This window comes from Aquitalea sp. ASV15, from assembly GCF_016429115.1.
GTDB classification, from domain to species: domain Bacteria; phylum Pseudomonadota; class Gammaproteobacteria; order Burkholderiales; family Chromobacteriaceae; genus Aquitalea; species Aquitalea magnusonii.
Genome location: NZ_JAELTZ010000031.1, coordinates 1 through 19,126, shown reverse-complemented (window position 1 = coordinate 19,126; position 19,126 = coordinate 1). Strand labels below are relative to the sequence as shown.

At 60.5% G+C, this 19,126-nt stretch carries 18 protein-coding genes; 7 read left to right on the top strand and 11 right to left on the bottom strand.

Features of this window, described 5'->3' with window-relative positions; genetic code table 11:
- Window positions 1–3: 3 nt before the first annotated feature.
- Both hexR and pgi read left to right on the top strand, forming a co-directional pair.
- Window positions 4–855 (top strand): transcriptional regulator HexR, encoded by an 852-nt coding sequence (gene hexR, locus JHD64_RS14095; protein WP_103523703.1) that lies wholly within the window; start codon window positions 4–6, stop codon window positions 853–855.
- Between the two features lie 5 nt (window positions 856–860).
- Window positions 861–2,510, top strand: coding sequence for a glucose-6-phosphate isomerase (pgi, locus tag JHD64_RS14090; RefSeq protein ID WP_199053609.1), 1,650 nt, complete (start codon window positions 861–863; stop codon window positions 2,508–2,510).
- 222 nt (window positions 2,511–2,732) lie between these two features.
- Here pgi and JHD64_RS14085 read toward each other — a convergent pair whose 3' ends face one another.
- From JHD64_RS14085 to JHD64_RS14075, 3 genes are all read right to left on the bottom strand, one after another.
- Window positions 2,733–3,482, bottom strand: coding sequence for an outer membrane protein OmpK (locus JHD64_RS14085; protein WP_059285795.1), 750 nt, complete (start codon window positions 3,480–3,482; stop codon window positions 2,733–2,735).
- Between the two features lie 178 nt (window positions 3,483–3,660).
- Window positions 3,661–3,996, bottom strand: a complete 336-nt coding sequence (locus JHD64_RS14080) for an MGMT family protein (protein ID WP_199053607.1) — start codon at window positions 3,994–3,996, stop codon at window positions 3,661–3,663.
- Window positions 3,996–4,646 carry an MBL fold metallo-hydrolase gene (locus JHD64_RS14075; protein WP_304506484.1) on the bottom strand — a complete coding sequence of 217 codons (651 nt, stop codon included), beginning with the start codon at window positions 4,644–4,646 and terminating at the stop codon, window positions 3,996–3,998. Before JHD64_RS14075 ends, JHD64_RS14080 begins: the two co-directional genes overlap by 1 nt.
- 124 nt (window positions 4,647–4,770) lie before the next feature.
- Here JHD64_RS14075 and JHD64_RS14070 point away from each other — a divergent pair, with 124 nt between their 5' ends.
- Window positions 4,771–5,592 carry an SAM-dependent methyltransferase gene (locus JHD64_RS14070; protein WP_059285793.1) on the top strand — a complete coding sequence of 274 codons (822 nt, stop codon included), beginning with the start codon at window positions 4,771–4,773 and terminating at the stop codon, window positions 5,590–5,592.
- Here JHD64_RS14070 and JHD64_RS14065 read toward each other — a convergent pair.
- The 5 genes from JHD64_RS14065 to JHD64_RS14045 form a co-directional block, all read right to left on the bottom strand.
- Window positions 5,586–5,924, bottom strand: coding sequence for a GIY-YIG nuclease family protein (locus tag JHD64_RS14065; RefSeq protein WP_233170503.1), 339 nt, complete (start codon window positions 5,922–5,924; stop codon window positions 5,586–5,588). The two genes, JHD64_RS14070 and JHD64_RS14065, sit on opposite strands and share 7 nt — an antisense overlap.
- Window positions 5,911–7,497: a TerC family protein gene (locus tag JHD64_RS14060; protein WP_110313059.1), complete on the bottom strand. Its 1,587-nt coding sequence runs from the start codon at window positions 7,495–7,497 to the stop codon at window positions 5,911–5,913. The genes JHD64_RS14065 and JHD64_RS14060 overlap by 14 nt, the downstream gene beginning before the upstream one ends.
- A gap of 120 nt (window positions 7,498–7,617) precedes the next feature.
- Complete coding sequence (ccsB, locus tag JHD64_RS14055) at window positions 7,618–8,760, bottom strand: c-type cytochrome biogenesis protein CcsB (RefSeq protein ID WP_059285791.1); 1,143 nt, start codon at window positions 8,758–8,760, stop codon at window positions 7,618–7,620.
- Window positions 8,760–10,784 carry a cytochrome c biogenesis protein ResB gene (locus tag JHD64_RS14050; protein WP_199053605.1) on the bottom strand — a complete coding sequence of 675 codons (2,025 nt, stop codon included), beginning with the start codon at window positions 10,782–10,784 and terminating at the stop codon, window positions 8,760–8,762. Before JHD64_RS14050 ends, ccsB begins: the two co-directional genes overlap by 1 nt.
- 73 nt (window positions 10,785–10,857) lie before the next feature.
- Complete coding sequence (locus JHD64_RS14045; protein WP_059284592.1) at window positions 10,858–11,469, bottom strand: cytochrome c; 612 nt, start codon at window positions 11,467–11,469, stop codon at window positions 10,858–10,860.
- 90 nt (window positions 11,470–11,559) lie between these two features.
- Here JHD64_RS14045 and yihA point away from each other — a divergent pair, with 90 nt between their 5' ends.
- Window positions 11,560–12,183, top strand: coding sequence for a ribosome biogenesis GTP-binding protein YihA/YsxC (gene yihA / locus JHD64_RS14040; protein ID WP_199053604.1), 624 nt, complete (start codon window positions 11,560–11,562; stop codon window positions 12,181–12,183).
- Window positions 12,184–12,416: 233 nt separating this feature from the next.
- Here yihA and JHD64_RS14035 read toward each other — a convergent pair whose 3' ends face one another.
- From JHD64_RS14035 to JHD64_RS14025, 3 genes are all read right to left on the bottom strand, one after another.
- A complete protein-coding gene (locus JHD64_RS14035) occupies window positions 12,417–13,280 on the bottom strand; it encodes a septal ring lytic transglycosylase RlpA family protein (protein WP_199053603.1) in 864 nt (287 codons plus the stop codon).
- Between the two features lie 211 nt (window positions 13,281–13,491).
- Window positions 13,492–13,956, bottom strand: a complete 465-nt coding sequence (locus JHD64_RS14030; protein WP_199053625.1) for a tRNA (cytidine(34)-2'-O)-methyltransferase — start codon at window positions 13,954–13,956, stop codon at window positions 13,492–13,494.
- A gap of 40 nt (window positions 13,957–13,996) precedes the next feature.
- Window positions 13,997–14,707, bottom strand: a complete 711-nt coding sequence (locus tag JHD64_RS14025) for a ComF family protein (RefSeq protein WP_199053602.1) — start codon at window positions 14,705–14,707, stop codon at window positions 13,997–13,999.
- A 128-nt stretch (window positions 14,708–14,835) separates the two neighbouring features.
- On the opposite strand from JHD64_RS14025, the gene bioB reads away from it, so the two are divergent.
- The 3 genes from bioB to JHD64_RS14010 all read left to right on the top strand — a co-directional run.
- On the top strand, window positions 14,836–15,819 hold the full coding sequence (gene bioB, locus JHD64_RS14020) for a biotin synthase BioB (protein WP_059284618.1): 984 nt from the start codon (window positions 14,836–14,838) through the stop codon (window positions 15,817–15,819).
- 108 nt (window positions 15,820–15,927) lie between these two features.
- Window positions 15,928–17,082: an 8-amino-7-oxononanoate synthase gene (gene bioF, locus JHD64_RS14015; RefSeq protein ID WP_199053601.1), complete on the top strand. Its 1,155-nt coding sequence runs from the start codon at window positions 15,928–15,930 to the stop codon at window positions 17,080–17,082.
- A gap of 64 nt (window positions 17,083–17,146) precedes the next feature.
- On the top strand, window positions 17,147–19,126 hold a 1,980-nt coding region (locus JHD64_RS14010; RefSeq protein ID WP_199053600.1), incomplete at its 3' end, for a sensor domain-containing diguanylate cyclase.

The window sequence follows — 19,126 nt, the reverse complement described above, 5'->3', positions numbered from 1 at the left end:
CCCATGCTGGAAAGAATCAAGTCTCAGCTTGAAGCCCTGTCCTCGGCCGAACGCAAGGTGGCCGAGCTGGTGCTGGAACAGCCCTACACCATGATGCAGGCTGCGGTGGCCGATATTGCCCGCAATGCCGGCGTCAGCCAGCCCACGGTGATCCGTTTCTGCCGTTCCATGGGCTGCTCGGGTCTGCCCGATTTCAAGCTGAAACTGGCCGGCAGCCTGGTCACTGGAGTGCCCTATGTGCATTCCAGCGTCCGCCCGGAAGACCCGACCTCGGAAATCGTCGCCAAGGTATTCGACAACACCGTCACCGCGCTGCTGAAAAGCCGCAACGACGTCAATCCGCAAGCCATCGAGGCCGCGATCGAGGCCATCTCGCGTGCGCGGCGGGTGGAGTTCTACGGCCTGGGCAACTCCGGCATCACCGCCGCCGATGCCCAGCACAAATTCTTCCGTTTCGGCATTTCCACCGTGGCCTATGCCGACACCCACATCCAGATGATGGCGGCCTCGGTACTGAATGCCGACGACGTGCTGGTGGCCATTTCCAGCTCCGGCCGCTCGCGCGAGTTGCTGGACGCGGTGGAAGAGGCCACCGCCTCTGGCGCCACCGTGGTGGCCATAACGGCCAGTGGCTCACCGCTGGCCCGTGCTGCCACCATCGCGCTGATGGCTGACACCCAGGAAGACAATGAAACCTACAGCCCGATGATCTCCCGCATCATCCACCTGGTGCTCATCGACGTGCTGGCCGTGGGCGTGGCCTTGCGCCGCGGCCCCGGCGTGATCGGACAACTAGAAAAAACCAAGCACAGTCTCAAAGCAAAGAGACTGGCCGAACGGACAGAAGAGGATTAATCATCATGAGCGAACTGACCCAACTTCCCGCCTGGCAAAAACTGTGGGACCACTTTGCCGACGCCAAGCAGCTGCACATGCGCGAGCTGTTCGAAAGCGACCCGGAGCGGGCCGAACGCTACGGCCTGGAAGTAGGTGGCCTGTTCCTCGATTACTCCAAGAACCGCATTACCGACGAAACCCTGCAGGGCCTGATGCAGCTGGCGCGTGAAGCCGGCCTGCCGGAGCGCATCAAGTCCATGTTCAAGGGCGAGAAGATCAATACCACGGAAAACCGCGCCGTATTGCATGTTGCCCTGCGCAACCGCACCAATTCGCCCATCTTTGTTGATGGCGAAGACGTGATGCCCAAGGTGAATTCGGTACTGGAGCGCATGGGCAAGTTTGCCCACGCCGTGCGCTCCGGCGAGTGGCTGGGTTATACCAACCAGCCCATCACCGACATCGTCAACATCGGCATTGGCGGCTCGGACCTCGGCCCCTTGATGGTGTGCAGCGCGCTGCGTCCGTTTGGTCACCCGCGCATGAACATGCACTTTGTCTCCAATGTGGACGGTGCCCAGCTCAAGGAAACCCTGAAAAAGGTGCATTCGGAAACCACCCTGTTCGTGGTGGAATCGAAAACCTTCACCACCCAGGAAACCCTGACCAATGCGCTGACCGCGCGTGACTGGTTCCTGCAGCGTGCGCGGGACGAAAAAGCGGTGGCCAAGCACTTTGTCGCGGTGTCCACCAACCAGAAAGCCGTGGCGGATTTCGGCATCGACCCGTCCAACATGTTTGAATTCTGGGACTGGGTGGGTGGCCGCTACAGCCTGTGGTCGGCCATCGGCCTGCCCATCATGCTGTACCTGGGCGAGGAAAACTTCACCGAGCTGCTCAATGGCGCCCACATCATGGACCAGCATTTCCGCAATGCGCCGTTCGAGCAGAACATGCCGGTGCTGCTGGCCATGATAGGCATCTGGTACATCAACTACTTTGGCGGCGGCAGCCATGTGATTGCGCCGTACGACCAGTACCTGCACCGCCTGCCGGCCTTCATCCAGCAGCTGGACATGGAGTCCAACGGCAAGCAGACCCGCACTGACGGCAGCCCGGTCAATTTCGAAACCGCGCCCATCATCTGGGGGGAAACCGGCATCAACGGCCAGCACGCCTTCTTCCAGCTCCTGCATCAGGGCACGCATATTTCGCCGATCGACCTGATCGCCTCGCTGGAAAGCCGTGGCAGCCTGCCGGGCCACCATGAAATCCTGCTGGCCAATGTGTTCGCCCAGGCCGAGGCCTTCATGCGCGGCAAGACCGCCGAGGAAGTGCGCGAAGAACTGGCCGCACAAGGCATGAAGGGCGAGGCGCTGGAAGCCCTGGTGCCGCACAAGGTATTTGCCGGCAACCGCCCCACCAATACCCTGCTGATGAGCTTCCTCGATCCGCGCAATCTCGGTTCGCTGATTGCGGCGTACGAGCACAAGATCTTTGTGCAGGGCGTGATCTGGGGGATCAACAGCTTTGACCAGTGGGGGGTGGAGCTGGGCAAGCAGCTGGCAAAAACCATTCACGGTGAGCTGACCGGCAAGCTGAAGGCGGCCGAACACGATAGCTCCACCCGTCGCCTGATCCAGCTGTACCGTCAGGCCAACAAGAGCAAGTAAGCCCGATTTACATCAAACCCCGCTCTCGCTTTCCGGAAGGAAAGCGAGGCTCCCTTTCAGGGAAAGGGCGGGGGGATAGGGAATGGAGGGGAAGGCTGCGGAATCAGTCTTTTAGTCGAAAGGCCCGGCTTTGCCGGGACCTGTGCCATCGCACCAAATTACTATGGTCAGCAGCCTGGCGCCTCCCTTGGGAGGCGTTTTGCATGTGACAGACAGCGAGTATCAGAAATTGTACTTGGCGCTGTAGATCACCGCGTTCTGGTATTCGCCAGAACCCAGCTTCTGGTCGGCATAGCGGTATTGCACGCCGGTGGTGAAGCGCTTGTTCACATTCCACCACAGGGCGATGGCACCGTTTTCGCCGGTGTTGTGCTTGTAGTTGGCCACGAACTCCTGCTTGCGGGCGAATTCGGTTTCATGCCACTGGGTCACCAGGAAGGACTGACCGAAGGCGCTGAACGGGTACAGCAGCACGTAGCCGGCCATCCAGCCGTTGTAACCGGAGCCGATGCCGAAGGAGTCCAGCTCGTTGTGCGCGCCAATGAAAGGCTTGAGGGTCAGGTTGCCGTACTTCAGCTCGGTGCTCAGGCCCAGCACGCGGTTCTGGCTGAAGAAGTTGTTGCCACGGGTATCGTAAACGTGTGCGTACAGTTGTACCGGTACGTTGCCGACCTGGGTCAGGTTGAAGCGGCCAATGGCCTTGGTGGTGTAGCGACGGTCGTAACCGTTGGTGCCGTGGTCGCTCTTGCCCGGATTTTCCAGATCGAAGAAGCCATACACATCACCCCAGCTGCCACCCATGCCGCCTTCGGCTTCCAGATAGCCGAAGTCTTTCTTGCCGCTTTGCTCGGTGGTACGGGAAGACCAGTCGAGATAGTTGGCGCTGACATTGGCAAAAGACCAGTTGTCGGCCTGGGCCAGGGTGGAGCCGCTGATCAGCGACAGGGCCAGCAGCAGTTTGCGAGCTTTCATTTTTTCCGCCTAAGTGAACTTTTTTTATATGGATTTCCCCGCATGCAGCCATGCGGGGCGCGCAGGGTAGCGCAGAAAGCTCCATATTGAAAAGTTTCAGCTCGAGCGACGTAACATTTCAGCAACATTATGAAAACGGGCTGTAGTGCTGTTGGACAATATGCAGCAAATGTCGCTATCAACGGACATTGGCTGGCAAGTAAGCACTATCCGGCCAGCCGTAGCGCAGCAGGCTGATGCTGCCGCTGGCAGCAAACTCGATGCCCTCCTGTTCCAGCAGCACGCGCTGCCAGTCGGCCTGTTCCGTGCCGGGGCGGGACAGGCGGCCCGCACTGTTCACCACCCGGTGCCAGGGCAGGGCGTGGCCGTCCGGCAGGCTGCCCAGCAGCTTGCCGACATGGCGGGCATGGCGCGGGAAGCCGGCCAGTTGTGCCAGCACGCCATAGCTGCTGACCCGGCCGGGCGGAATCTGCCCGACCAACTGCAACACGGCGTGCTCGAAGGCAGGCGACATCAGCGGAAGCGGGCGTCGGCCACGAAGGGGTTGTGGCGCTTTTCCTCGCCGATGGTGGTGAGCGGGCCGTGGCCGGGAATCACCACCGTGTCATCCGGCAACAGGAACAGCTTTTGCTGGATGGCATCGATCAGCTGCTGGTGATTGCCCATGGGGAAGTCGGTACGACCGATGGAACCCTGGAACAACACGTCACCGGCTACCAGCAGGCTGGCTGCCGCGCTGTAAAACACCACATGGCCGGGGGTATGGCCGGGGCAGTGAATCACCTGCAGCGTTTCCTGGCCGATGCTGACGCTGTCGCCCTCGTTCAGCCAGCGCTCCGGCGTAAGGGCCGGGCTGGAAGGAAAGCCGAACATGCGGCCCTGATTGGGCAGCTGGTCCAGCCAGAAGCTTTCGCTTTGCTCCGGGCCTTCAATCTCTACACCCAGCTGGGCAGCCAGTTCGCCGGCGCCGCCGGCATGGTCGATATGGCCGTGAGTCAGCAGCAGCTTGGTGACGGTGAGCCCCTGTTGCTCGGTCCAGGCGCGGATGCGGCTGATATCGCCACCGGCATCGACGATGGCGGCCTCGCGGCTCACGCTGCACCACAGCACGCTGCAGTTCTGGGCAAAGGGGGTAACCGGAATCAGATGGTACTGCAGGGACATGGCGGTGCTCGGTGCAATGGGGATGGCAAATTGTGGCATGGTGCGCGCCAGCGGCCAAGCTTGTCGGGGGCTGGGGCGGTGAAACTGGTAAAATCGCGCCATTCCCGCTTTACCGGAGGCCAAGATGAGCCTGATCCCCGAAATCAAACCGCAGCAGTCGCTGGAGTTGCTGAAAGAACTGCACATTCTCACCCGCGACGGCAAGATCAACCAGGATACCCGCCGCAAGCTCAAGCAGGTGTATCACCTGTACCAGTTCATCGAGCCGCTGCTGCAGGACGTGCTGGACAGCAAGGGCAGCGTGACGCTGGCCGACCACGGTGCGGGCAAGTCCTATCTGGGTTTCATCCTGTACGACCTGTTTCTCAAGGACAAGGCGGTGGGCGAGGTATTCGGCATCGAGACCCGGCCCGAGCTGGTGAAAAGTTCCCAGGAGCTGGCGGCCCGGCTGGGCTTTGACCGCATGGGCTTTCTCAACCTGACGGTGGAGCAGTCCATCACCTCGGATGCGCTGCCGCCGCAGGTGGACATCATCACCGCGCTGCATGCCTGCAATACCGCCACCGACGACGCCATCCGCTTTGCCCTGGCCAAGGACGCCAAATACATCGTGCTGGTGCCCTGCTGCCAGGCCGAGGTGGCGGCGGTGCTGCGCCAGAAGAAGAACGAGACCTTCGGCAAGACGCCGCTGTCCGAGCTGTGGCGTCATCCCATCCACACCCGCGAGTTTGGCAGTCAGCTGACCAATGTGCTGCGTTGCCTGCAACTGGAAGCCCGCGGCTACCAGCTGACGGTGACCGAGCTGGTGGGCTGGGAGCATTCGATGAAGAACGAGCTGATCATTGCCAGGAAAACCGGCAAGGGCAAACAGAGTGCCCGCGAGCGGCAGGAAGCCATCCTGCGTGAGCTGAACCTGGAAGATTTGCGCGAACGCTTTGTTTACTGAGTGCTGTCTGGCTGGGCGCTGCGTGCCGCCAGCCAGTCGCCCAGGTCACCTTTGGCCGCCAGCTGGCGTTTGGCGGCGGCCGACAGGCGCTTGACGGCATGTTCGGCCTTCAGCGCCTGTGATTTGTCGGCAAAGGCCTGCACCAGCACGATGCGCTGCGGCGGATTGAGCCGGGTATAGCGCGCGCCCTTGCCGGCACAGTGCGCGGCATAGCGCCGTGTCACATCGGTGCTGATGCCGGTGTACAGCGCGCCATCACGGCATTCCAGCATGTACAGATACCAGCTGCTGGCTGCCGCCGGCGCGCTGCCGTCGGCCTCAGCCTTGCTCATCGTCCAGCTTGGGCAGCGGGCGGATGCTGACCCGCTCGGTGCGGTTGCCCTTCTGCTCGGTCACCACGATTTCCCAGCCGCCTTCGCGGATGCTGTCGCCCTGGCGCGGAATGCGCTCCAGCCGGTGCATCAGCAGACCGGCCACGGTGTGGAAATCTTCTTCCTCGTAGTTGCCCAGCTCGATGTATTGTTCCAGCGTCACCAGTTCGGTGCTGCCTTCCACATCCAGACTGCCATCTTCGCCTTGCACCAGTGCCGGCTGTTCATGGCGTTCATGTTCTTCCGGGAAGTCACCGGCAATCGCTTCCATCAGGTCCTTTTGGGTGACGATGCCTTCCAGGCTGCCGAATTCATTCACCACAAAGGCCATGTCGGCCGCTTGCTGGCGGAAGGCTTCCAGGGCTTTGAGCACGGTCATGCCTTCCGGCAGCACCAGCGGCTGGCGCAGCGCGGCCATCACATCCAGCGTCTGGCCATCCAGCAGCTGGGCCAGCAAGTCCTTGCGGGCGACGATGCCCAGTGGCTCGTCGATGCGGCCGGCGCCGACCACCAGCAGGCGCGAGTAAGGGCTGTCGCGCAATACCTTGCGTTGCTGTTCGGCATCCTGGCTGATGTCCAGGCGGTGGATGTCCGAGCGCGGGGTGGCAATCACCCGGATCGGCCGCTCGGCCAGGGTCAGCACGCTGTGGATCATCGCCCGCTCATTGTGGGCAAACGCGCCTTCCCTGTCTTCACGCGGGCCTTCTTCCTTTTCCTGCTCGTGATGGTTGCCATGTTGCAAGGGCGCATTGCCCAGCAGGCGCAGCACGGTGTCGGCAGTACGCGAGCGGAAGGTATTGCGGCTGTTCAGATAGCGCTGGTGATTGACATTGGCCACCTGGTTGAACACTTCGATCAGCACCGAGAAGCCGATGGCGGCGTACAGATAGCCCTTGGGAATATGGAAGCCGAAGCCGTCGGCAATCAGGCTGAAGCCGATCATCAGCAAAAAGCCCAGGCATAGCATCACCACGGTGGGGTGGGCGTTGACGAAGCGGGTCAGCGGCTTGCTGGCCATGATCATCATGCTCATGGCGATGACCACCGCCAGCATCATGATACCCAGGTGCTCGGACATGCCGATGGCGGTGACCACCGAGTCGATGGAAAACACCGCATCCAGCACCAGGATCTGCACGACGACGGTGGCAAAGGCGGCATAGGCTTTCTGGCCGTTGCCGTCGCTGTGTTCCACCCCTTCCAGTCGCTCGTGCAGCTCCATGGTGGCCTTGAACAGCAGGAACAGGCCGCCACCCAGCATGATCAGATCACGGCCGGCAAAGCTCTGGCCCATGACGGAGAACAGCGGTTCGGTCAGCTTCACCAGCCAGCTGATGCCCGCCAGCATGAACAGGCGCATGATCAGCGCCAGCGACAGGCCCAGCACGCGGGCGCGGTCACGCTGCTGCGGGGGGAGTTTTTCGGCCAGGATGGCCACGAAAATCAGGTTGTCGACGCCGAGCACGACCTCCAGCACGATCAGGGTCAAGAGGCCTAGCAGGGCATAGGGGTCAGACAGCCATGAAAAATCCATGATGTAAAAACGCGATCCTTGAAAAGAAACAGTCCACACAATAACAAAGCCCGGCTTTCTTGTCCGTGCCGGGGGCAAAGCAAAGCCCCGGCCATGTGACGGGCCGGGGCTGGGTGAGGTTTACAGACCGCCGTAAGAATGCAGGCCGGTCAGGTACATGTTCACCCCGAGGAAGGCGAAGGTGGTCACCAGGAGGCCGATGACCGCCCACCAGGCCAGCGGTTCGCCGCGCCAGCCCTTCACCAGCCGGATATGCAGCCAGGCTGCGTAGTTCAGCCACACGATCAGCGCCCAGGTTTCCTTCGGATCCCAGCTCCAGTAGCCACCCCAGGCATCGGCAGCCCACATCGCGCCCAAGATGGTGGCGATGGTGAAGAACAGGAAGCCGATGGAAATGGCCTTGTACATCATCTCATCCAGCACCTCGGCGCTGGGCAGCCGGTCTTTCAGCACACCCTTGAGCACCAGCAGTTCGGCCACACCCAGCATGGCCGACATGGCGAAAGCACCATACCCGACAAAGTTTGCCGGAACATGAATCTTCATCCACCACGACTGCAGGGCCGGGATCAGCGGCTGGATTTCATGCGCCTGGCGGTCGAAGCTGTACCACAGGATGAAGCCGACCGCGGCGGAGATCACCAGCAGCACGAAGGCACCTGCCTGGCGGGTGGCAAAGCGCGCTTCGTAGTACAGATACATCAGCGCGGTGATCAGGGTGAACAGGATAAAGACTTCGTACAGGTTGGATACCGGGATATGGCCGACATCGCTGCCGATCAGATAGCTCTCGTACCAGCGCACGAACAGGCCGGCCGCTCCCATTACCGCCGCCGCCCAGGTCAGGCCGCTGCCCATGCGCGACAGCATGGCCGAGCGGGTGAGCAGACCGGCCCAGTACACCAGGGTGGCCAGGAAGAACAGGGTGCACATCCACATGATGGCCGACTGGCTGGACAGCAGGAATTTCAGCCAGAACGCCGTTTGCGCCCGTGCCAGCTGGCCATGGTAGAGGCTGATGCCCAGCAGGGCGACGCCGGCCGACAGCGGAAAGAACCAGCGCCAGGATTTCCAGAACCAGCCCAAGGCGACCAGCCCGATGGCGGAGCCGGCCAGAATCGCCTGCTCATAGCCATCCATGAAGGGGTTGTACAAGCGCCAGGCTTGCCCGGCAGCCACCAGCACCAGCACCGCATACAGCCAGTCGCTGGGCTTCAGCCGCTTGTACAGCGGCTGCTCGACAAAGGATTGAGCCAGTTCCATCACTTACCTCGTACCAACTGTTGAATTGCCTCGCTGCGGCGGCGGAAGTCCTCGTCCAGGTCACGGTTGTGACGGTTGGAACTCATGGCCAGCCGCACGCTGGCCGTGCCACATCGCAGCCACAGCCGAACTTCGCGTACATAGAACATCAGGATGATGCCGATCACCAGCATCAACGAGCCAAGATACACCAGGTTCTTGCCCGGCGAGCGGGTCAATTGCAAGCCGGAAGCCTGTACCTGGTCAAAGCCCTGCAGCTGCAGCAACACCGGGGCCTGGTAATCATGCAGGGCGCTGATGCCCACCAGGCTGTCCAGCAGGAAGCGATAGTGCTGGCTGTCCGCGCTGACCGGCGGCAGGCCGGCCTTGGCATCGGCCACATCCATCACATCCACCACGGCACCTTGCAGGATCTTGACATAGGTCTGCGCCACGGCCTGACGCTTGTCTTGCGGCACCTTTTCATCCAGGAACTGCTCCAGCGCCACGAAACCGCCCTGGGCAAAGCGCGCCAGTATCCATTTCACGCTGCCGGCAAACTGCTGCTGCATGGCCGGGCTGATGGCCGAGCCCTGCATGGCCTTGGCGGTGGTGCGCTGTGCAATCTCATCATAGAGTGCCGGATTCATGAAGGCGCTGCGCAAACGCATGAAACGCTCCAGCGACAGCTTGTCGTCCAGCGGCAGGCGCAGGTACTGGAAGGGGTCGGACACCTTGCTGCGCACCCCGGCCACCAGATAGCTGGCACCATCCTGCTGGATCGGCGCCATGTAGTGGTGGAACTCCACGGCCTGGCCCTGTTTGTCGCGCAGTTTGAAGCTGATGGACGGGCCGATATTCTTCAGCTGCTTTTCATGCTTCACCTCGCGCGCATCCTGCATGCGCTGGGACAGGCTCTTGCCGGCGGCATCATCGCTCTTGCCGCTCATGTTCTCGATATTGAACACACGCAGCTCGCCGAACTCCAGATTGTAGTCCTTGCCATTGGCGCGCAGCGGCTGGCTGCCCATGGAAATGCCCTTGATGTCCACCGGCTGCATCTGCGGCGCATCCAGATTCCACGCCTTCAAGGACAGCGGCGAGCCGCCATCGCCAAAGCTGGCCTGGTAAATGGCCACGCCATCCACGATCAGCGGATGGTTGACCTTGACCTGGGCTTCGGTCACCTTGCCGGTGGCCTTGTCGGTGACCACGATGTCACTGGCAAACAGCTTGGGCATGCCATTGCTGTAGTAGTCGACATAAAACTTCTTCAGGCTGACGGTAAAGGGCAACTCCTGCACCAGATAGCCATTGCCGGCATTCAGGAACACCACGTCGCCGCTCTTGCCCTCGGCAATGGTGACATTGCCGCGAAAAGACAGATTGGCAGTGGACAGCCGGCTTTGTGCGGGAATCTGGCTTTGCGGGATGTCGCGGGTTTCCGGCACCACGCTGCCCACCATCTCGGCCAGCTTGAGCGGCAGGTTGCCATCCATCAGGCCGCCAATGCAGATCACCACCAGGGCAATGTGGGCGAAGAAATAGCCCAGCTTGCTGGCCGCGCCTTTCTTGGCTGCCAGGACCAGGCTGCCGTCCTCGCGCTGGTGTTCGCGCCAGCGCCAGCCCTGGCCGCGCAGATAGGCGCGCAAGGCATCCGGGTCCACCTTGTCCGCCGGCAGCTCCACGCTGTGCCGGATGGCAGCCAGCGAGTTGTCCGAGGCTTTTTCGCGGTAGGCCTTCATGTCCTTGATGAAGCCCGGACCATTGCGCAGGATGCACAGCGTGGTGGACAGCACCAGGAAGGCCAGGATGGTCAGGAACCAGCCAGAGTGGTAAACGTCATACAGGCCCAGCTGTTCGAATACGGCAAACCAGTACTGGCCGAATTCGAAGGCGTAGTTGGGGTAGGGTTCGTTTTGCTTGAGCACGGTGCCGATGATCGAGGCAATGGCCAGAATGGTCAGCAGACCAATGGCAAAACGCATCGAGCTGAACAGCTCGTACAGCTTGTACAAAGTGGTGTTGCGGGAGTTTTTTGTCATCTTGGTGCCGAACACAAAAAGGGAAGCCGGTTAAGGCTTCCCTTTTGAACAAGGCTATTCGCAAAAGTTGCGATTAGCGCAGACCCGAAATGTATTCGGCTACCGCCTTCATTTCAGCATCGCTCATGCGGGAAGCGACTTCCGACATGGTCACGTTCTTGCGATCGACACCTGCCTTGAAGTCGGCCAGCTGTTTGGCGACGTAAGCGGCATGCTGGCTGCCCACACGCGGGAACTGGTCCGGAATGCCCTTGCCGGCCGGGCCGTGGCAGGCCATACAGGCCGGTACGTGGGTGGTCGGGTTGCCCACGCGGTATACCTTGGCACCCAGCGCCATCAGATCCTTGTTGGAGGCTTCACGCGCCTTGGGTTTCTGCTGGCTGAAGTAGGAGGCGACATTGCGCATGTCGGCATCAGACAGGGCCGAGGCCATGCCCAGCATGATCGGATTCTTGCGCTCGCCCTTCTTGAAGGCCTGCAGCTGGTTGTAGATATACACCTCATGCTGGCCGGCCAAGGTCGGGTTTGCCGACGCTACGCTGTTGCCATCAGCACCGTGACAGGCAGCACATACCGTGTCAACGATCTGCTTGCCCTTTACCGGGTCTCCCTTGGCAATGCCTTCTGCCCACGCACTTCCAGCCAGGGTTGCCGCAGCTACAGCCAACAGCATCATCCGTTTCATGATCGCTCCTTGTGAGGAATTCTTAAATATCTGTAAAAGTGGCAATTTCAAACCTGTTATTCTATACCAACTGAAATCAACCTTACTACTATGTCGATTTTTAAAAACGCCACTTTTTATACCACCGTCAACCATTTGAAGGACCTGCCGCCCACCCGCGCCGAGGTTGCTTTCGTGGGACGGTCCAATGCCGGCAAGTCCAGCGCCATCAATACGCTGGCCAACCGCACCCGGCTGGCGTATGTCTCCAAGACACCGGGCCGTACCCAGCATATCAACTTCTTTGACCTGGGCAATGAGCGTTTCATGGTGGATTTGCCCGGTTATGGCTATGCCGAAGTGCCGGAAGCCGTACGGGCACACTGGGTGCAGCTGCTGGGGCGCTATCTGCAAACCCGCGACAGTCTGATCGGCCTGATCCTGATCATGGATTCGCGCCGGCCACTGCTGGAGCTGGACCGGCAGATGCTGAACTTCTTCCGCGATACCGGCCGGCCCGTGCATATTCTGTTGTCCAAATCCGACAAATTGTCGCGTAGCGACCAGCAGCAGACCCTGAACATGGTGCGACGCGAGCTGGCCGACTACCCTGCGGTGAGCGTGCAGCTGTTCTCCAGCCTGAAGAAAACCGGTACCGAGCAGGTGGAGCAGGTGGTGGTCAGCTGGTTTGATGCTGTACTGAAAGAACAGGAAGAGCCGCCGGCAGCCGAATGACGGAACTTTGTCGGGGAGGCCGACACTAACCGTGCAGGTGCTCCGGCACCTCCCGCTTGCCTCCCTGAGCGGGAGCCTTACGCTGACAATTAAGGCCTTTACCCCGGCGCCCTGTGCGCCGGGTTTTTTATGGCCGGCATGCCGGCGCGGCGACCGGACATGAAAAAAGCGAAGGGAGTCCCTTCGCTTTTGATTGGGCAATCGGACGGCGATGCCAGGCCGCCACCATTCCCTCAGTTCTTCATCACCACGTTTTCCACCTTCAGGCTCTCCGCAGCGCTGCGCACGGCAGCATCCGACGGGAAGGGCCCCAGGCGCACCTTGTAATTGCCTTGCTGGTTGATGATGCCCAGCTTGGAATCGTAACGGTCGTCCATTTCATCCAGCATCTTCTTCAACAGGGCTTCGGCATTGGCCAGCTTGTTGAAGGAGCCCAGTTGCAGATACTTGGGATTGTCCTCTGCCTTGATGTCGGGGCTGTTGCTGGCGACGGCTTCACCGCCGGCCATCGGCCATACCCGCTCGATGCTGACCTTGGCGCTGCCCTGCTTGACGAAGCCCAGCTTGTAGGCGGCAGCGTAGGACAGATCCATCGCACGATTCTTGTGGAAGGGGCCACGGTCGTTGATGCGGACGATGACCGACTTGCCATTGGCCAAATTGGTCACCCGGGCATAGCTCGGGATCGGCAGGGTCGGATGGGCGGCCGTCATGGCAAACATGTCGTAGCGCTCACCCGAAGTGGTTTTCCTGCCATGAAACTGCTTGCCATACCAGGAGGCCCGGCCGCTGGCCTGAAAGGGTTTCTCGCTGGTGTCGGGACGGAAGCTCATTCCCATCGCCGAGTAAGGCTGGTTGGCTGACTTGATCAGCGGTTCCGCCTGGGGTACGGCATCCGGTACCAGATTCAGATTGACCGGAATGTGGTCGGCAGGGCCGTCTTTCTGAAAATAGGCACCGCCATTGTTGGCTACGGTGGGCTTCTTGGTCGGCTTGGCCGACGCTTGGCTGGTGGCGCTCGCCGTCTTCACGGTGGAGCAGGCCACGAGTACGAGACTGACAAAAACAAGCCACAGCCATCGGAGTACTGATTGCATAGACCTCCCTTATGCTGTTGGGCACATCAAAAAAAACACTGGCGACTTACGCTCGGCTGGCGAGTGCAGTCCCTGCCTGGAAGAGCAAAACTGCCTGGCCTGTGTTGTCACGGCGCTGCCTCGATGGCGGCAGGGTGCAGGCTTGCAGTCTGGTTCACTTCAGCAGCAATGTTTCTTGCTGGCCCGTTAGTGTTGGCCGGTCTGTGAACTGTCAGCTGCCTCCTTCAAATCCGATCTGCCGCCACGCTTCGAACACCGTGATTGCAACGGCATTGGAAAGGTTCAGGCTTCTCGATTCGGGGCGCATGGGCAAACGAATCCTCTGTGATGAAGGAAAATCCTCCAGCACTTCAGGCGGCAAGCCGCGGGATTCGGGACCGAACAGCAGTACGTCCCCAGATTGGAAAGAGATCTGGTCATGGCGCGTGGCGCCTTTGGTGGTTGCAGCGAACATTCGCCGTCCTCGCAGGGCCTGCTGACAGGCAGCCCAGTTTTCATGGACAACGATACGGGCATATTCGTGGTAGTCGAGGCCCGCTCGTCGCAACTTGGCATCCTCCATGGGAAAACCCATGGGTTTGACCAGATGCAGTTCACAGCCGGTGTTGGCACATAAACGAATCACATTGCCCGTATTGGGCGGGATTTCCGGCTGAAAAAGAACAACGGTGAACATCGTTGGCTGGCTGGATTGTTCCAAAGAATCAAAATCTTGGTCAAGTTTTTGGGAAGAATGCCCTGCAGAGCACCCACGCATCGACCCGTTTTGCCCCCTGTTTTTTGAGCTTTTCAGCCAGGGCGGACAGGGTCATTCCACTGGTGGCCACATCGTCCACAATCGCGACGGAAAGCCCGTCAATACGTTGTTTTACGCCAAATGCATCGCGAACGTTTTGGCGTCTTTCGGCACGTCCGAGAGAGGCTTGCGGCACAGTGTTGCGTTTTCGCCAACACAGTGTGGAGGAAAAACGGCTTTCCATTGTAACAGCGATTGCCTGGGCCAGTGGAATGCTCTGATTGAAGCCCCGTTCTGCAAGTCGTTCTTTTGACAAGGGAACAGCCAGTACCAGATCGCTGCGCATGGCGGTTTTTCTGGCAAATTCGGCCATCAGCGCGGCCAGTGTACCGGTCAGTTGCAGCTGTTTTCCGTACTTCATGGCATAAATAATTGTGTTCAGGGGGTAGCCAAACAGATAGGGAACGTGTAGGGCGTCAAAAGCGGGGGGTGAGCGCAGGCAAAAGCCGCAGATATCCCCCGTGGCTGCTGGTTCTGCACAAATGGGGCAGTGCAGCTCCGGCAGCAGGGGCAGGCTGGTTTTGCAGTCCCGGCACAGCCCGAATTCACTGTTTCGTGTATTACACAACAAACATGATTGATTAAATATTGTGCAGTTGTCAATTAATCGTCTGGTGATATTTGACAGCATGATGCCCCCTCTGCAAGACTGCGACCAGACACTCTCACGCACGCGGTTTTTTTCTTAAATTATCCATTTGTCCAGTTGCCATCAGCCATTAAATGCAATTGGAATTTTCCAGTGACGAAAGCGCATTCATGACCACTCAAGCCATCCAGTTTTCCCGTCCGGCGACACCGCATCCACAGAGCAATACCTGGTCGGTGGCGGAAATCGAGGCACTGCTCAGCCTGCCCTTCATGGAGGTGGTTTTTCGTGCTGCCGAGATTCATCGCCAGTTTTTTGATCCGACCAAGGTGCAGCTGTCGACCCTGGTTTCGATCAAGACCGGTGGCTGCCCGGAGGACTGTGGTTACTGTCCGCAATCGGTACATCACGACACGCCGGTGGAAAACCAGCCGATGATGACGGTGGACGAGGTGATTGCGGTGGCACGTACTGCCAAGGCCAACGGTGCTGGTCGTTTTTGCATGGGTGCTGCCTGGCGCGGCCCCAAGGATGCCGACCTGGAGCAGACCTTGCGCATGGTGAACGAGGTGAAGGCGCTGGGGATGGAGACCTGTGCCACCTTTGGTCTGTTAAAGGACGGGCAGGCTGAAAAACTGAAACAGGCCGGTCTGGACTATTACAACCATAATCTGGACACCGCACCGGACAAATATGGCGACATCATTCATACCCGCGAGTACGAGGACCGCCTGGATACGCTGGGCAAGGTGCGTGGGGCGGGGCTGTCGGTGTGCTGTGGCGGCATTGTCGGCATGAATGAAACCCGCCAGGACCGTGCCGGCCTGATCGCCCAGCTGGCCAATATGGAGCCGCAGCCGGAGTCGGTGCCGATCAACAATCTGGTGAAGGTCGGCGGCACGCCGCTGGAAGGTGCCGAACCGCTGGACTGGACCGAATTTGTCCGTACCATCGCGGTAGCGCGCATCACCATGCCCAGAAGTTATGTGCGGCTTTCGGCCGGTCGGCGCGAAATGCCGGAGGCGATGCAGGCACTGTGTTTCCTGGCGGGTGCCAACTCGATTTTCTACGGCGACAAGCTGCTGACCACCGGTAATCCCGAGGTGGATGCCGACCGTCTCTTGATGGAAAAACTGGACCTGTCCCCGCTGTAAATCCTTGGCCATTTCTGCCCTGGTCCGGCCGGATTTTTGAAATGTATATATAAGGAATACTTTTCGCGAAATCCGCCGGCCAAGGGCAATTATTTTCTGGAAAACCGCATGCGCTCCCAGGACCTTTCCGCGGCACTGCTGGAATTGCAGCAGCAGCACCGTTTTCGCCAGCGTCATATCGTGGAAACGCCACAATCCTGCGCGATGATCATCGAGGGCAAACGCTATATTGCCTTCGCCAGCAATGACTATCTGGGACTGGCCAACCACCCGCAGCTGATCGAAGCCGCTCGCGAGGCCATGCTGCGCTGGGGGGTCGGGGGAGGCGCCTCGCACCTGGTCGCCGGGCACTTTGCCATTCACCAAGAAGCCGAAGAAGCGCTGGCGGCATTTTGTGGTCGCGAGGCGGCCTTGCTGTTCAGCTCCGGCTATGCCGCCAACCAGGCGGTGATCACCAGCCTGGTGGGGCGGGGCGATGCCGTGTTTGCCGACAAGCTCAACCACGCTTCACTGAATGATGCCTGCCTGCTGTCGCGGGCCACTTTCCGCCGTTTCCGCCATAACGACCTGCAGCAGCTGGAGCAATTGCTGGCCAGCACCCCGGCCCGTACCCGGCTGATTGCCGTGGATGCGGTGTACAGCATGGACGGCGATGAAGCACCGCTAAAGAAGTTGCAGGATCTTGCCGATAAGTACGATGCGTGGCTGTACATTGATGATGCACATGGATTCGGCGTGCTGGGCGATGGCCGTGGATCGGCAGTGGAACAGGGTTTGCACGGAGAGCGGCTGATCTATATGGCCACCCTTGGCAAGGCGGCTGGCGTGGCCGGAGCCTTTGTCGCGGCGAGCAGCCAGTTGATTGCATGGCTGGTCAACACGGCTCGCAGTTATATTTTCACTACCGCCCAACCGCCGGCGCTGGCCGCCGCGGTGCTGGCCAGTCTGCGGCTGATGGCGGACGAGCCGTGGCGTCGGCAACGCTTGCAGCAGAGCGTGAGCCGGCTGAGGGAAGGCTTGTCGGAGGTAAATTTTCCGCTGATGGCATCCCGCACCCCGATCCAACCCATTATCATTGGTAGGAACGAGCAGGCATTGTTGCTGGCCGCACAGTTGAAGGAGCGTGGATTCTGGGTGCCTGCGATACGGCCGCCCACCGTCCCTGAGGGAACGGCACGTTTGCGCCTGACATTGTCGGCAGCCCATACGCAGGACCAGCTGGAGGCTTTGCTGGACTGTATGGTGCAAGCAATGCAGCCATAGGGGATGGCTGCGTCTGTTCGTAGCATGACCGGAATTTCCGGCTAACTCATACTACGATAATGACATGAAGAGTACGGCTGATTATCTGTCCTCCCAGCAAGAGGCTGCTGAAACTGCCTTGTCCCTGCTGCGCCAGCGGGGCGAACCTGCTGCCGCAGCCGTCTGGGCGCTGGTGGGGACGACATGGCAGCTGCTGGCCACGCTGGGGATGGCGGACACCTTGACACCGGCGGCGGCCCTGTCTGCGGGACGACTCCCCGGGCCGGATGGCGGAGCCATGCCCTTGTCGGTGCAGGGCGAGCTGATCGGCTGGCTGGTCTGGCGCGGCAAGGTGCCGGAGAATACCGCGGCGATTGCCTCGCTGCTGACCGGGCATCTGTTGAGTGCCCGTCAGCATTCCGAGCAGTCCCAGGCGCGGGTGATGAATGAAACCCTGCTGGAAATCAGCCAGCTGCCCAGTGAATGCAGCGCGCTGGATGACATGCTGCCCAAGCTGCACCGCTTGCTGATGCGGCTGATGGATGCCCGCAATTTCTATATTGCACTGTACGACGAGCAGGCCAGCAGCCTGCACTACCCTTTTTACGCCGACCAGCTGGACCCGGCCCCACCTTCCCCCGAACAACTGTTTTCCGCCAGTCGGAGCGAACGCTCGCTGACCGCCTGGCTGATGCGTCTGGGCAAGCCCCTGGTGCTGACCCGTGCCCGGCTGCTGGAAATCTGCGCCCAGGAACAACTGGTGCTGGAAGGTCCGGTGCCGGAGCTGTGGATGGGAGCGCCGCTGAGCAATGCCAATAACAGCGTCATCGGCGCTGCGGTCATGCAGTTCTATGCCGAACAGGCGCCCTGCACCTCGGCCGAGCAGACGCTGTTTCTGTTTGTTGCCCGCCATGTCGGCTATGCGCTGGACCGCATGCTCTACCGCAGCCAGCTGGAGCGCCAGGTCTGGCTGCGTACCTGCGAGCTGGAAGGGGTGAATGCCCGCTTGCGCTCCGAAGTGTCCGAACGCAAGCGGGCGGAGCGCTTTCAGGATGTATTGTTCCGCATCGCCGACCTGTCCAATACCAGCCTGTCGCTGGAAGCCTTTCTGGCCGGCGTGCACCGGCTGCTGATGGAGCTGGTGGCTGCCCGCAACTGCCAGGTGGCGCTGTACAGCATGGAGAACGACCTGCTGAGTTTTCCCTATTGCTCCGACGAACAGCAAGCGGCGGCCAAACCCCGCCGGCCGGGCAAGGGCCATGTCGAGCAGGTGCTGCACAGTGGCCGGGCGCTTTTGCTGGATCGACTCAATCCGCAACTGCCGTCTGCCGATGGCGCCGGGCCGGCGCTGTACAGCTGGCTGGGGGTGCCGCTGTATTGCGGACACGAGTTGCTGGGGGTGCTGTCGGTACACAGCTATCAGGAAGAAGTGATCTACAGCTATCGTGATCAGGAAGTGCTGGAGTTCGTTGCCAACAATATCGGCACGGCACTGGCGCGGGTACGGGCCATGCAGGAATTGCAAAACGCCTATGCCGAGCTGGAACAGCGGGTGCGCGAACGCACCAGTGAGCTGGATGCGGTCAATGCCCAGCTGGAGTTCGACAGCCTGCACGATCCCCTGACCAAGCTGCCCAACCGCAATTACTTTGCCAAGACCCTGCGCCGCGCCTGGGAAGGCTATGTGGCGGGCAATGGTGCCCGCTTCAGCGTGATCTTTATCGATCTGGACCGCTTCAAGCTGGTGAATGACACGCTGGGCCATCTGGCGGGCGATCATCTGCTGTTCGAGGCCGGTGCGCGCATTCGCTCCTGCCTGCGTCATTACGATTTCCTGGCCCGGCTGGGGGGCGACGAATTCGCGGTGCTGCTGTTCGGGACCGAAACGCTGGAGGGCTGCGAGCTGATCGCCCGGCGCATCGTCAGCGAATTCGAGCGGCCGGTGATCCTGGCCGGACGTGAAGTCTTCTCCACCGCCAGTGTCGGCGTGGTGCTGGCCGACCGCGAGCATTATCACAAGGCAGAAGAGCTGCTGCGCGATGCCGACCATGCCATGTACTGCACC

Excerpts from the sequence above, each read along its gene's own strand:
- hexR (WP_103523703.1), top strand. The coding sequence starts at position 4 with ATGCTGGAAAGAATCAAGTCTCAGCTTGAAGCCCTGTCCTCGGCCGAA.
- pgi (WP_199053609.1), top strand. The coding sequence starts at position 861 with ATGAGCGAACTGACCCAACTTCCCGCCTGGCAAAAACTGTGGGACCAC.
- JHD64_RS14085 (WP_059285795.1), bottom strand. The coding sequence starts at position 3,482 with ATGAAAGCTCGCAAACTGCTGCTGGCCCTGTCGCTGATCAGCGGCTCC.
- JHD64_RS14080 (WP_199053607.1), bottom strand. The coding sequence starts at position 3,996 with ATGTCGCCTGCCTTCGAGCACGCCGTGTTGCAGTTGGTCGGGCAGATT.
- JHD64_RS14075 (WP_304506484.1), bottom strand. The coding sequence starts at position 4,646 with ATGTCCCTGCAGTACCATCTGATTCCGGTTACCCCCTTTGCCCAGAAC.
- JHD64_RS14070 (WP_059285793.1), top strand. The coding sequence starts at position 4,771 with ATGAGCCTGATCCCCGAAATCAAACCGCAGCAGTCGCTGGAGTTGCTG.
- JHD64_RS14065 (WP_233170503.1), bottom strand. The coding sequence starts at position 5,924 with ATGAGCAAGGCTGAGGCCGACGGCAGCGCGCCGGCGGCAGCCAGCAGC.
- JHD64_RS14060 (WP_110313059.1), bottom strand. The coding sequence starts at position 7,497 with ATGGATTTTTCATGGCTGTCTGACCCCTATGCCCTGCTAGGCCTCTTG.
- ccsB (WP_059285791.1), bottom strand. The coding sequence starts at position 8,760 with ATGGAACTGGCTCAATCCTTTGTCGAGCAGCCGCTGTACAAGCGGCTG.
- JHD64_RS14050 (WP_199053605.1), bottom strand. The coding sequence starts at position 10,784 with ATGACAAAAAACTCCCGCAACACCACTTTGTACAAGCTGTACGAGCTG.
- JHD64_RS14045 (WP_059284592.1), bottom strand. The coding sequence starts at position 11,469 with ATGAAACGGATGATGCTGTTGGCTGTAGCTGCGGCAACCCTGGCTGGA.
- yihA (WP_199053604.1), top strand. The coding sequence starts at position 11,560 with ATGTCGATTTTTAAAAACGCCACTTTTTATACCACCGTCAACCATTTG.
- JHD64_RS14035 (WP_199053603.1), bottom strand. The coding sequence starts at position 13,280 with ATGCAATCAGTACTCCGATGGCTGTGGCTTGTTTTTGTCAGTCTCGTA.
- JHD64_RS14030 (WP_199053625.1), bottom strand. The coding sequence starts at position 13,956 with ATGTTCACCGTTGTTCTTTTTCAGCCGGAAATCCCGCCCAATACGGGC.
- JHD64_RS14025 (WP_199053602.1), bottom strand. The coding sequence starts at position 14,707 with ATGCTGTCAAATATCACCAGACGATTAATTGACAACTGCACAATATTT.
- bioB (WP_059284618.1), top strand. The coding sequence starts at position 14,836 with ATGACCACTCAAGCCATCCAGTTTTCCCGTCCGGCGACACCGCATCCA.
- bioF (WP_199053601.1), top strand. The coding sequence starts at position 15,928 with ATGCGCTCCCAGGACCTTTCCGCGGCACTGCTGGAATTGCAGCAGCAG.